This window comes from Halalkalibacterium halodurans (genome assembly GCF_004376175.1).
Lineage (GTDB): Bacteria > Bacillota > Bacilli > Bacillales > Bacillaceae_D > Halalkalibacterium > Halalkalibacterium halodurans.
In genome coordinates, this window is record NZ_SNUY01000087.1 from 1 (window position 1) to 12563 (window position 12563).

The window sequence follows — 12563 nt, forward strand, 5'->3', positions numbered from 1 at the left end:
GGGGCTGGGACAAAACCCCAGGAAATAAAAAAATAAGGCGTAGGAGCTTACACTAAAAAGTGTAGGCTTCACGCCTTTTTATTCGTATTTTGTGTAAACCAAAAGGACACCTTTTGATAAAATTAAAGTGACTAAACAATAATTTTTGGAGGTGTCCTTATGTTTAAACAGTATACCATGAATCAAATTGTTTTGCCGCTAGATTTAGAAATAAAATTACAAGAAAATGATATTGCTTTTGCGATTAATGACCTTGTAGAGAGCATACCAGAGGAAGCATTCAAAGATTTCTTACGCCAAACTGGACGTCCTGCCTATCATCCTCGTATGATGTTAAAAGTTATTTTGTGTGGGTATACACAATCTGTGTTTTCTGGTCGTAAGATAGAAGCGTTGCTCCAAGACAGTATTCGGATGATGTGGTTAGCCCAAGGAAATGAGCCGAGCTATCGGACGATTAATCGTTTCCGTTCCAATCCACTTATTGAAAAATTACTGCGCGAATGTTTTGTCCAATTCCGTAATCAACTCGTGGAAAAGGAGTTTATTGAAGAAGAAGCAATTTTTATTGATGGTCCGAAGATTGAAGCGAACGCTAACAAATTTACCTTTGTATGGAGAAAATCCGTCGAACAATATAGTGAAAAATTAATAGAAAAGTCCAACCAACTGTATGATGAATTATTGGAAAAGGAAATTATCCCAGCGATAGAACGAGAAAGTAAAGAAGAACTAACCGTTAAAGAAATGGAAGAAGTGGTCAAAAAGTTAGAAGAAACAGTCAGCGAATATGATAAACAAATTGAAGCTTGTGAGGTCGGCAGTGAACGGAAGAACATTCGCGCTGAACGTAAAGCACCAAAACAAGCTCGTAAGCAGTTCATGGATTTCATTGCTCGTAAACAAAAGTATCAAAAAGATATGGAGACTTTCGGCGAACGCAATAGCTATTCAAAAACTGATCCTGATGCGACGTTTATGCGGATGAAGGACGATTACATGAAGAACGGTCAATTGAAAGCTGGTTATAATGTACAACTTGCGACAGAAGGTCAATACGCACTCGCTTACGATGTTTTTCCAAATCCAACAGATACACGCACCTTGATCCCATTTCTTCAAACGATAGAAGATTTCTTCGAATTACCAGAATATATCGTTGCAGATGCAGGATACGGAAGCGAACAGAACTATGAAGAAATCATTGAGAATCGAAATCGAACGCCACTTATTACATACAATCAGTATCGAAAGGAAAAGAAAAGGAAACACAAAGACACTGCTTTTCATGTAGACAATTGGGATTATAATGAGGAAGAGGACGCTTTCCGATGTCCAAATGGTCAAAAAGTATGGTTTAGCCATCAGTCCAAACGAACAGACAGGTACGGATTCACACGGGAATTTAAAGTGTACGAATGTGAAGATTGTTCAGGCTGTCCATTCCGCGAACTGTGCACGAAAGCAAAAGAAGGCAACAATCGAAAAGTCTACATTAATGAAAAGTGGGAATCTCAAAAAGAAAATATACGTATGAAGCTTTCAGACGAGAAAACTGGTGCAATTTACAGGAAACGAAAAGTTGAAGTAGAACCAGTGTTCGGTTTTCTGAAGGCTCATTTGGGTTTAACTCGAATGTCCGTCAGAGGCAAAGATAAAGTGAAAAATGACTTGGGGTTTGCATTTATGGCCGTGACCTTGAGAAAGTACACGGCCCCGAACGGTGACATAGGGCCAGGAAATAAGAAAAACTCCACAAAAAAGGTTCCAAGCACTTATTATTTGCTTGGAACCTTTTTACTTACTATTTTTGGCTAGTTTTGTCCCAGCCTCTTTTTGAGTGAAAAAAATAAATAGAGGTGTCTGGCGTAGGGCGCTTTGCACTTTTCTTTTAGTCTAAGGGGGAACAAAAGGTGATGAAAATCAAAAATGGGAATGTTGTTATTCTCGGAATGTTGTTAATGGTCATGTTGTTTTCCGGCTGCAATGGTAGTGTGGAAGAAACAACAGATGAGAATATGGGAGGGACGGATGAGACGGTTGAACCGGCTGATGGGGAGGCAACAGATGGCTTTCCGAAAACGATCCATCATGCAAAAGGTGAAACGGTGATCGAATCCAAACCTGAAACGGTGGCTATTCTTTATTTTCCTTATGCTGAGCATTTATTTGCAATCGATGAAGCTTCTCTCGTTGGGGGAGTCGTCGGCTTAAAATCGCTGCAAAATTTCCCAGTCTACGAGCCGTTTCTTGCGAGCGGGGAGATCATTGATTTAGGAGACGAAGCAAACCTCGAACAAATCGTCGAATTGAATCCTGATGTCATCATTGCGACCGAGGTGGATGATAAAATTTATGAACAGCTAGAGAAGATCACAGATACTGTCATGATTCCGATGTCGGAAAACTGGCAGGAAACGATCATCCAAGTTGGCGCTGTCGTGGGGGAAGAGGAGAAAGCGCAACAGTACATTGATTCCTTCAACCAAAAACTGACGGATATTGCAGCTACGATGGAGCAAACCGAGCAAAAAGGAAAAACGGCTCTCTTCATGATGACATGGGCGAACGGCTTTAATTATTACAGCGGTGTTCGTATGGCTCATTATTATGAGGAGCTCGGCTTTGAGCCGTTTGCGGAATTGGACGATTATGGCGAGATCGGACTAGAAGGGGTGAGCGAGCTTGACCCTGATTATATCTTTCTCGCAGAAGATTTTACTGAAACGGCGGAAACCAAGTTGCAAGACCTTGAGGAAAGTCCAGTCTGGAACCAATTAACAGCTGTTAAACATGACCATGTGTATGTCGTGGATACAGAAATGATGGGGCCTTTGGCAATGGGACAATTCAAAGGGCTGGAAGTGATTGAACAGATCATGAGTGAAGCTGTATAAGTTCCTTTATAGAAAATAAAGAGACGATCAAAAGGCTATTTATCCAAATAACCCAATAATGACTTGTATGAGTCATTATTGGGTTATTTGTTTTGCTTATAACGAGAGAAAGAAAGTGTGCCCCTAGAAGGATCGTTAGATTTCATGACATGTATAGTTAAGTCATAAATGACTCAGGCGAAAGGGAGGAGAGTGGGAATGCCTTAAAAATACTGAAAAATTAGATCATTTAGACTTGGCACGCCATTTGCATATTCATTTGGTAGATCGTTAGAAAGGGTGATGCAATTGTGAGTCAATCGATTAAGACACAAGAGGAAGATTTGAAAAGCTTGTTGACGAGACGGGAACAGAGGGGTCGTAAATAACATTCAGACGTTTGCTAAAGAGGCCAAAGGGGCGATCGTGATCGATGTAGAAGGGAAGTCGTACATTGATTTTGCTGGAGCGATTGGGACAATTAATGTCGGTCATAGTCATCCGAAAGTCGTACAAGCCGTTCAGCAGCAGGCCGACCAATTCATTCATACCGGCTTTAACGTGATGATGTATGAATCGTATATTGAGCTGGCAGAGCGATTAGCTGCTTTAGCCCCAGGTTCGTTCGAAAAAAAAGTATTGTTGCAAAATAGCGGAGCGGAAGCTGTAGAGAATGCGGTAAAAATGGCGCGCAAGTATACGGGGCGCCAAGGGATTGTCTCGTTTTCTCGTGGATTCCATGGACGGACGCTTATGACGATGACGATGACGAGCAAGGTGAAGCCTTATAAATTTGGCTTCGGTCCATTTGCTCCTGAGGTGTATAAAGCGCCATATCCGTACGAATATCGCCGACCTGAAGGGATGTCTGAAGACGCTTATCACGCGTATGTTTTACAAGAATTCATCCAGTTTATGAATGTAGAAGTGGCCCCCGAATCGGTTGCCGCAGTTGTGATGGAGCCTGTTCAGGGAGAAGGTGGCTTTATCGTCCCGAGCAAGTCTTTTGTTCAAGGGGTTTATGGCTATTGTAAGGAGCACGGGATTCTCTTTATTGCTGATGAAATTCAAACAGGTTTTGCTCGAACAGGTCACTACTTTGCGAGCGAACATTTTGAGATAGAGCCTGACTTATTAACAGTGTCCAAGTCGCTCGGAGCCGGCGTACCTATTAGCGGGGTGATTGGTCGCCGAGAAGTGTTGGATGAAGCAAGTCCTGGGGAGCTCGGGGGAACATATAGCGGGAGTCCGTTAGGCTGCGCGGCAGCATTAGCGGTGCTCGACATCATCGAGGAAGAAGGCCTCAACGAACGGGCGCGAAAACTTGGTCAAGTCGTTATGGACAAGATGGCACAGCTTCAAGAGCAATATGAGTGCATTGGCCATATTCGCGGACTTGGCGCCATGTGTGCGATGGAAGTCGTAAAGGATCGACACACGAAAGAGCCTGATAAAGAATTAACGGCCAAGATCGTTTCCGAAGCGGGGAACCGTGGCCTGTTGTTATTAAGCGCTGGCCAATATGGCAATGTCCTCCGTTTCCTCATGCCGATTGTCATTACAGATGAACAGTTAAACAACGGGTTTGCCATTTTAGAAGAAGCGTTAGCAACAGCTTTAGTGAATAGGTAAAACCTGCATTTCCCCCTCCTCTTTTGGCATAGTACACTTATATGAAAGGATGGGGGAGGAATGGTGATGGGATCTCGTGAGAATGAGCTTGAACTTTTAAATGCCGAGCTTGAAGACATTTTTGAAGCTTCCTTTGACGAAATTTTCGTGACCGATGCCGACGGAATTGTTGTGAAAGTGAACTCAAGGTGTGAGGAAAATTATCGGCTTTCAGCAGATGAAATGGTTGGAAAGCACGTGAAGGACTTAGAAAAGGTAGGGGTGTTTTATCCATCTGCCACCTTGGAGGTTATCGAAACGTATCGGCCACTTGAACTATTGCAACAAACGCGATCAGGTCGGTATTTACATGTGAGATCAAGGCCAATTTTTGATCGAGACGGACAATTAACCCGGGTCGTTAGCTATTCGCGAGATTTGACTGAGCTTACGTATTTGAAGCGGAAAATAGAAGAAATGGAAGGTCAACTAGCAAGCTATAAGCGTGAATTGGGTGACCCCGTTACCCTAGAAGGGATCGTCTCGAAAAGTGAACAGATGACACGGTTGATGGAGCTTATTCATCGCGTCGCCAAAGTGGATAGTACCGTCCTTGTTCTTGGTGAGACAGGTGTTGGGAAAAGTAAAATCGTGAAGCTTATTCATGAATTAAGCGATCGTGAGAACCAGCGATTCTATGAAATCAATTGCGCCGCGATTCCAGAGCAGCTCATCGAATCGGAGCTGTTTGGCTATGAAGCGGGTGCCTTTACGGGTGCGAGCCGTCACGGAAAGAAAGGGTTGTTTGAGCTTGCGAATGGGGGGACGCTCTTTCTTGATGAAATTGCGGAAATGCCTTTGCATTTACAAGGAAAGCTGCTGCAAGTGCTTCAAGAAAAAAGCTTTCGGCCCATTGGTGGACAGGCGATGCAGCTAGTCGATGTCCGCGTAATTGCCGCGACGAATCAAGAGTTGGAACAGATGGTGGAGCAAGGACAATTTCGCCGGGATTTATTTTATCGTTTGCAAGTGATCCCGGTTCACATCGCTCCCCTTCGAGAACGGAAGGAAGATATTTTGCCTCTTGTTTACTATTTTCTCGACCATTACAACAACCGATATGGGCGGGATGTGAAACTGTCACCTAAGGGACTTGATGCGCTCTATTCCTATCATTGGCCGGGAAATGTTCGGGAGTTAGAAAACTTAATGGAACGGTTAGTCGTCACATCTGATCAAATGGTAGTGGCGGAAGATTTACCGTTTCACACGGAAAGTATGCCTGCAAAAATCGAAGGACGTAGTTTAAAAGAATTATTAGAAGAAACGGAACGGGCGATCATTCGAGATAGGTATGCATCGCATCAGTCATCGTATAAGCTGGCCGAAGCATTGAAGATTAGCCAATCAAGTGCGATACGAAAAATAAAAAAATATATCGAGTGAAAGGCAGTGGTATGATTGCTTCAGCAAAATCGAGAACTTAAGAAGGTGTTGTCACGATTAGATGTTTTTGTCCTTTCAGTTGGTGCCATGCTTGGCTGGGGGTGGGTCGTCTTATCGGAAAGCTGGCTCACATCTGCGGGCTCTTTCGGAACCATCCTCGCCTTCCTGATAGGTGGTTTACTCGTCACGTTTGTCGGTCTCACCTATGCGGAGCTCGCATCGGCAATGCCGAAAGTGGGCGGAGAGCACGAGTATGTTCACCGAGCGATGGGAGGGAAAGCCGCGTTTCTCGCATCTTGGGCGATTACGTTAGGGTACGTTTCCGTCGTCGCTTTTGAAGCCGTTGCCTTGCCTACGGTCATTGAATACATTTTCCCTAACTATCAAGTCGGATACATGTGGACGATTGCCGGGTGGGATGTGTACGCCTCATGGGTGTTAGTTGGTGTGGCTGGATCGATTTTTGTCATTGCAATTAACTACTTCGGCCTAAAGCCTGCCGCAAAAATTCAAGTGATTTTAACATTGAGCATTATTTTAATTGGTCTCATGCTCGTATTTGGCTCAGCTGTAGGTGGTGAGGCGGCGAACTTTGAACCGTTGTTTGTAAATGGCGCTACTGGTATCATGGCGGTCTTAATTATGGTGCCCTTCTTGTTTATCGGATTTGATGTTATTCCACAGACAGCAGAAGAGGCGAACATTCCAGCTAGAGATATTGGAAAATTATTAATATTCTCTGTTTTTTTGTGCTATTGTCTTTTACATTTTAATTGCTATCGGTGTCGCGTCTGCCCTTGATGCTAACGCTCTTGAGGTGACCCAGCTCGCAACAGCTGATGCCATGTCCGCCCTGTTCGGCTCAACATTTTTTGGGCATTTACTTGTCGTTGGTGGGGTGGCTGGAATTATGACAAGTTGGAATGCCTTTATTATTGGCGGGAGCCGCGTGATGTTTGCGATGGCCCAATCGGGCATGCTTCCGAAATGGTTTGGTCGTCTCCATCCAAAATACCGGACGCCATCCAATGCGATTCTTTTTATCGGTGGATTAGCTGTCCTAAGTCCGCTTTTAGGGAGACCGGCCCTCGTCTGGTTTGTAGATAGCGGTGGTCCCGCGATTGTCATTGCTTATTTAATGGTGGCGATTGCCTTTCTTTTGCTACGAAAAAATGAACCGGCGATGGAGAGGCCTTATCAATCAGGACGATCCTCTACTGTAGGTTGGATCGCACTCGTGTTAAGTATCGGATTTTTGATTATTTATTTGCCGGGAATGCCAGCGGCGTTAACAGGACCTGAGTGGGTCATTTTTGTCGGTTGGTTCCTAATCGGACTTTACTTCTTTGTCCAAATGAGTAAAGGGAAATATAAAGAGAACGAAAACGAAAAAACGTCTGATCAGGCGATGTAAGGGAGTGGAGGTTAAATGGATCTCTATATTAATGGAGAGTGGATGAGGAGCGGAAAAACATTAGATGTGACCAATCCGGCGACGGGTGAAGTGATTGATACCGTTCCCTTTGCTGGAAAGAAAGAGGCAGAGCTCGCCGTATCCGCTGCATATGAAGCTTTTCCGCAGTGGTCAAGCCAAACAGCCTCAGAGCGGAGCCGCTATTTAATGAGATGGTTTCAGCTCATTGATGAACAACAAGAAGAGATTGGCGAAATCATGACGAAGGAGCAAGGGAAGCCGCTTCGTGAAGCGATTGGAGAAGTCCAATATGCCAACTCGTTTATTCAATGGTATGCCGAGGAAGCAAAGCGTATTTACGGTGACACGATCCCTGCTTCGGCTATAAACAAACGGATTCTTGTGCAAAAACAACCAGTAGGTGTGATCGCAGCCATCACGCCATGGAACTTTCCTGCTGCAATGATCACAAGAAAAGTAGCGCCAGCTTTAGCGGCCGGTTGTACCGCTATAGTAAAGCCAGCAGAGCAAACGCCGTTAACGGCCTTAAAGCTAGCCCAATTGGCGGAGGAAGCGGGGATTCCTGCTGGCGTCCTTAATGTCATTACCGGGAATGCCCAAGACATTGGTGAGGCTTGGCTTGAGGATTCACGGGTGCGAAAAATCACGTTTACCGGCTCAACAGAAGTTGGGAAGCTCTTAATGCGCGGGGCAGCTCAGACAGTAAAAAAAATATCGCTTGAGCTTGGAGGTCACGCCCCGTTTATTATCATGGATGATGCCAACTTAGAGGAAGCCGTTGACCAAGTGATAGCCTCGAAATTTCGCAATGCTGGTCAAACGTGTGTATGTGCCAACCGAATTTACGTTGCCCGGGAAATAGCCGAAGCTTTTACAGAAAAGTTTGCCGCAAAAGTGAACGAACTAAAGGTTGGAAATGGACTGGAGGAAGGTGTCACGATTGGCCCATTAATTGATAAAGCTGCCGTAGAAAAGGTAGAAGCTCATATTCATGATGCCCTTAAAAAAGGAGGACAGGTTCTTGTTGGCGGCCAGTGGACGAATCATTTTTTCGAGCCTACGATCATTACTGGTGCGACAGACGAGATGCTCTGCATGAATGAAGAGACGTTCGGTCCCCTCGCCCCGGTTGCAACGTTTGACACGGAGGAAGAAGTGATCGAACGAGCAAACCATACACCGTACGGATTGGCAGCTTACGTCTTCACCGAAAATATTGGCAGAGCGATCCGTTTAAGCGAAAAGCTCGAATACGGGATTGTTGGGGTGAATGACGGGATGCCTTCAGTGGCTCAAGCTCCGTTCGGTGGTTGGAAAGAAAGTGGCCTCGGACGTGAAGGTGGAAAATACGGAATCGAAGAATACCTTGAGGTCAAATATGTATCGGTCGCGTTCAAATGAAGGAGGGTCCCTAGACTCTGCTTATAGAGTTTAGGGGGTTTTTATTGATAAAAAAAGTTCATACTCAGTTCACATATTTTTGTTACTCTTTACGCATATAAGTTTTTTTTTGAGTGTGATCATGAATGAACCAGAAGAAAGAGAAGGTGTGGGTTTGATAAAAATGAAAACAATCAAGGACATTGTCGAATCCCTAAAGCTCCAAGGGGTTCAAGCAGAGCATTTGCAGGCGGGTACTTGGACAACACTAGTATCTTTTTTTGATTTGATGGGAACGATAGTTATATTCAGCTAGAGGGGGAACCTATATGTTCTTTCACCCGATGGACATTTTGATTTTTGCAGCTCTTGGACTTGCTTTGTGGGCTCAGTCAAAAGTAAAAGGAAATTTTCAGAAGTGGTCTAGAGTAGCAGCATCTTCAAACGCAACAGGTGCCCAAGTCGCTCGTTTTATTTTAAACAAGGAAGGTCTTCATCATGTGAAGGTGGAGAGGTCGAAGAGTGGCACGTTGTCGGATCACTATGACCCTAGAGCAAAAACAGTTCGTTTATCAGATCCTGTGTATCAAGGGCATTCGATTTCGGCTCTAGCAGTAGCGGCTCATGAGGTGGGCCACGCCATTCAAGATCAACACAACTATTCAATGCTTGTCATTCGGCACCGGTTATTTCCAATAGCGAGCATTGGTTCACAGCTAGCGCCATGGTTGTTTATCGCTGGTTTTTTGCTTGAGATGACCAATTTAATCGGCGTTGGAATCATTCTTTTCTCTGGAGCTGTCCTGTTTCAAGTCGTAACCTTGCCGGTCGAGTTCGATGCGAGCAAAAGGGCAAAAGATAAGCTTCTTCAGCTTGGACTCATTCAGTCCCGAGAGGAAAAGGGGATCGGTCAAGTGTTGAACGCTGCAGCGCTCACGTATGTGGCGAGTACGCTTATGGCCGTCTTGCAGTTAATTAAATTTATTATGATTTTTAGAGGTCGAAGATAACGATTTTTCATAAAACGAGACTGAGTCTATCATGGATCAGTCTCGTTTTTTATAGAGGATCTTCGGAATGCCTGTCCCTTTTTGGACTACTTTTTTGAATAGGAGAGCGTAGCAATGGCGTCATGCTGATGGATCGACTCTTCATTTCTGCACTCAACGGTAAATGCTTTAATCGTTTCGTTTTCATAAAGATCTGCGGCGGTTAATCGCACCATGTCTTCGACGAATCGTGGGTTTTCATAAGCCTTTTCTGTCACTGCCTTTTCATCAGGCCGCTTCAAAACAGGGTACAAAATCGAACTAGCATTAGATTCCGCTGCTTCGAGCAAGGTCACTTTCCAATCGTCGCTTCCTTCTGTTGGCTCATAAAAAGTTGCTTTGATGGTGACATAGCCCCGTTGATTATGAGCACTGTACTCACTGATTTCCTTAGAGCACGGGCAAAGAGTCGTGACGGCTGCTGTTAATCCGACCTCATGAGTAAAGCCTAGCGTTTCATCGAAGTGAACGTTCAAACGAGCTTCTGCATGGGCTAGCCCGATTTTATTTAGGGAAGGGCTCTCACGTTCAAAAAACCAAGGAAATGTGACATGAACATGGGCGCTTGATTGTTCCATTCGTTCGGCTAAATCTTTTGTGAAAGCTTGCATATTTTTTAAACTCAAGATGAATCCAGTTTGGTGGTACTCCTGAAGTAATTCGGTTAAACGACTCATGTTAATCCCTTTACTCATTTGCTCCAAGCCTGTCGTTAATGAGAAAGTCCCAACCGTTGTCTGTTCGTATGGCTTGAGGTTAGACTGGATAATGCAAGGGTGTTTCACATTATGAATGCCGACAGAATCAAGGGCAAACAAAAAATCGTTCGGCATGTTTTGCAGATCGGCCATTTCTTCTTTATGAATCGGTTTCTTTCCCGCTACAGGGGGAACAGAACCAAATCGTTTATGTCGCTCTGTTTTACTAGGCCATTGTTTCGTTTTCATAGGACCTCCTCCACCTCTTAAATAAGAATAATTACGATTTATATCTTATCCTATAAAGTCTTGAGAAGTAAATGAAAAAGCTTAAAGAGAAAGGAAAAGGTCAAATCGTGTCGAAAATATCTACCAGAAGGGAGAGATGATGGTGAAAAAAAGGCACGACATTCTTTTTACGCAATTAGAAACGTATCGAGGCTATTTGCTAGATGTTGTAGCAGATGTAACCGAGGAAGAAGCGAACATCATTCCGAGTGGGTTTAACAACAACATTCGCTGGAATTTGGGCCATGTCTATCTTGATCAATATCTATGGATTGAAGCAGTGACAAGAGAGAAGATCGATTACCCTGGAGCATTTCTCCGTTGGTTTAACTTTAAGACATCGCCATCAGACTTTACCGCAGAGACGCCAACGGTAGCGCAACTAAAGAAATTACTAGAGCAGCAGCCAGCTTGGATCAAAGAGGCGTATGGGCACCGATTGGAGGATGAGATGGCTCCTACAGAAATGGGGATGTGTACGATCGAACAAGTACTATCACGCACCATTTTTCATGAAGGGATGCATCTCCAAGCGATAATTGATCTAAAAAAACTCGTCAAATCCTCTTAAAAGAAAAACCTTGTTCAAAAAAGGCTTTGATTGCGTAGTCAAAGTCTTTTGATGCTGATGGAAAAGCGGTACGATTGAAGTCGTGCCTTTGGCTAATTTTGAATAAGGAGAGGTTCAAATGGGGATAGTGTGTAAAGCATTTCAATCGATTCCAGAGAAGAACGTAGTAGCTGGCATTCTCCACTTGCATGAGCAAATCTTTGGTCAAGGAGATGACTTGCTGGAAAAAATGAACCGTAAGCCAAACATCCTTATCTTCGTGGCACTGGATAGGGGCCATGTAGTTGGGTATAAGATAGGGTATGAGTTGGACAAGCAGACGTTTTACAGTTGGTTAGGTGGCGTTGATCCGAACATAAGAAAGCAAGGAATTGGCTCCATGTTAATGGAAAGGCAGCATGACTATTTAAGAGATGTTGGTTATAAGGTTGTACGAACGAAGACGATGAACAAGTGGCGAAACATGCTTCTATTAAACATTAAAAGTGGTTTTGATGTGATTGAGACGTACATTGATGATAAAGGGCTACATAAAATTGTCCTCGAAAAAAAGCTAGATGCTTCAAGTTAAAAAGACCGTTCCCGTGTGAGAAAGGTCTTTTTATATGACATTATATCTATCTTTTCTCATGAGTCTATTAGTCTGTATATTCGACACAATTAGTAATTAATCGATAATTGTGTTGAAAGTCCTGCTAAAAAACGATTCTTTCGAACTGGAAATTTTATGAGATAATAGCTAATGTTGTGATGGATATACTTTTACAATAGAGGGAGCGAATGGACATTGATAGGTAAGAAGTTATGGATGAGTTTAGGTGTTATTGCAGTTGTTATTGGAGTCGGTTTCTTTGTGTATTCGGTTATTAATAATTCACCAGAAATGAAACTCGCAAAGGGCTTTGAGAGTCTATTAGATGCTGAGAGAGTTCAAATCGATTCTGATTTCGAAATGGACATCGCGTTCGATGCTGAGCTTGCGCAATTGGGTTTTACCACAGATGATGAAGCTTTGCTAGAAATTCTTGAGGACTTATTCAAAAACATTGATGGAACGGGTTCTTTTGTTTATGACAAAAATGAACCTGAATTATTCATAAAAAATCTTTGATAACCAAATAATGCTTATCTATCAAGGTATTGAGCTAAATGGTCCATGCATCAAATAAATGAAAAAAGAATCCATTTCTGATATGGTTAAAGCAACTA

The 12563-nt window shown here is 43.5% G+C and carries 9 protein-coding genes and 3 pseudogenes; 11 read left to right on the plus strand and 1 reads right to left on the minus strand.

The genetic code is table 11. From position 1 onward, the window contains the following. Positions 1-159: 159 nt before the first annotated feature. The 8 genes and pseudogenes from E2L07_RS18840 (at position 160) to E2L07_RS18870 (ending at position 9758) form a co-directional block, all read left to right on the plus strand. Positions 160-1844 (plus strand): annotated as a pseudogene (locus tag E2L07_RS18840) (IS1182 family transposase). A gap of 72 nt (positions 1845-1916) precedes the next feature. Next, a complete protein-coding gene (locus tag E2L07_RS18845; RefSeq protein WP_243855009.1) occupies positions 1917-2897 on the plus strand; it encodes an ABC transporter substrate-binding protein in 981 nt (326 codons plus the stop codon). A gap of 351 nt (positions 2898-3248) precedes the next feature. Continuing rightward, positions 3249-4508: pseudogene (gene gabT, locus E2L07_RS18850) on the plus strand (4-aminobutyrate--2-oxoglutarate transaminase); the annotation flags it as partial. Positions 4509-4568: 60 nt separating this feature from the next. Next, on the plus strand, positions 4569-5933 hold the full coding sequence (locus E2L07_RS18855; RefSeq protein ID WP_134230345.1) for a sigma-54 interaction domain-containing protein: 1365 nt from the start codon (positions 4569-4571) through the stop codon (positions 5931-5933). Between the two features lie 15 nt (positions 5934-5948). Then, a pseudogene (locus tag E2L07_RS18860) lies at positions 5949-7347 on the plus strand (APC family permease). Positions 7348-7362: 15 nt separating this feature from the next. Then, the gene (locus E2L07_RS18865) at positions 7363-8769 is read left to right on the plus strand and encodes an NAD-dependent succinate-semialdehyde dehydrogenase (protein ID WP_134230346.1); all 1407 of its coding nucleotides are present in this window, start codon (positions 7363-7365) and stop codon (positions 8767-8769) included. Between the two features lie 121 nt (positions 8770-8890). Further along, positions 8891-9064: a hypothetical protein gene (locus E2L07_RS20975; RefSeq protein ID WP_166740127.1), complete on the plus strand. Its 174-nt coding sequence runs from the start codon at positions 8891-8893 to the stop codon at positions 9062-9064. Positions 9065-9077: 13 nt separating this feature from the next. Continuing rightward, positions 9078-9758 carry a zinc metallopeptidase gene (locus E2L07_RS18870; RefSeq protein ID WP_134230347.1) on the plus strand — a complete coding sequence of 227 codons (681 nt, stop codon included), beginning with the start codon at positions 9078-9080 and terminating at the stop codon, positions 9756-9758. Between the two features lie 86 nt (positions 9759-9844). Here E2L07_RS18870 and folE2 read toward each other — a convergent pair whose 3' ends face one another. Beyond that, positions 9845-10744, minus strand: coding sequence for a GTP cyclohydrolase FolE2 (gene folE2, locus E2L07_RS18875; RefSeq protein ID WP_010897168.1), 900 nt, complete (start codon positions 10742-10744; stop codon positions 9845-9847). 142 nt (positions 10745-10886) lie between these two features. On the opposite strand from folE2, the gene E2L07_RS18880 reads away from it, so the two are divergent. The 3 genes from E2L07_RS18880 (at position 10887) to E2L07_RS18890 (ending at position 12465) form a co-directional block, all read left to right on the plus strand. Next, positions 10887-11354, plus strand: a complete 468-nt coding sequence (locus E2L07_RS18880; RefSeq protein WP_134230348.1) for a DinB family protein — start codon at positions 10887-10889, stop codon at positions 11352-11354. Between the two features lie 118 nt (positions 11355-11472). Beyond that, positions 11473-11925 carry a GNAT family N-acetyltransferase gene (locus E2L07_RS18885; protein WP_134230349.1) on the plus strand — a complete coding sequence of 151 codons (453 nt, stop codon included), beginning with the start codon at positions 11473-11475 and terminating at the stop codon, positions 11923-11925. Positions 11926-12141: 216 nt separating this feature from the next. Next, on the plus strand, positions 12142-12465 hold the full coding sequence (locus E2L07_RS18890; protein ID WP_134230350.1) for a hypothetical protein: 324 nt from the start codon (positions 12142-12144) through the stop codon (positions 12463-12465). Positions 12466-12563 lie beyond the last annotated feature (98 nt).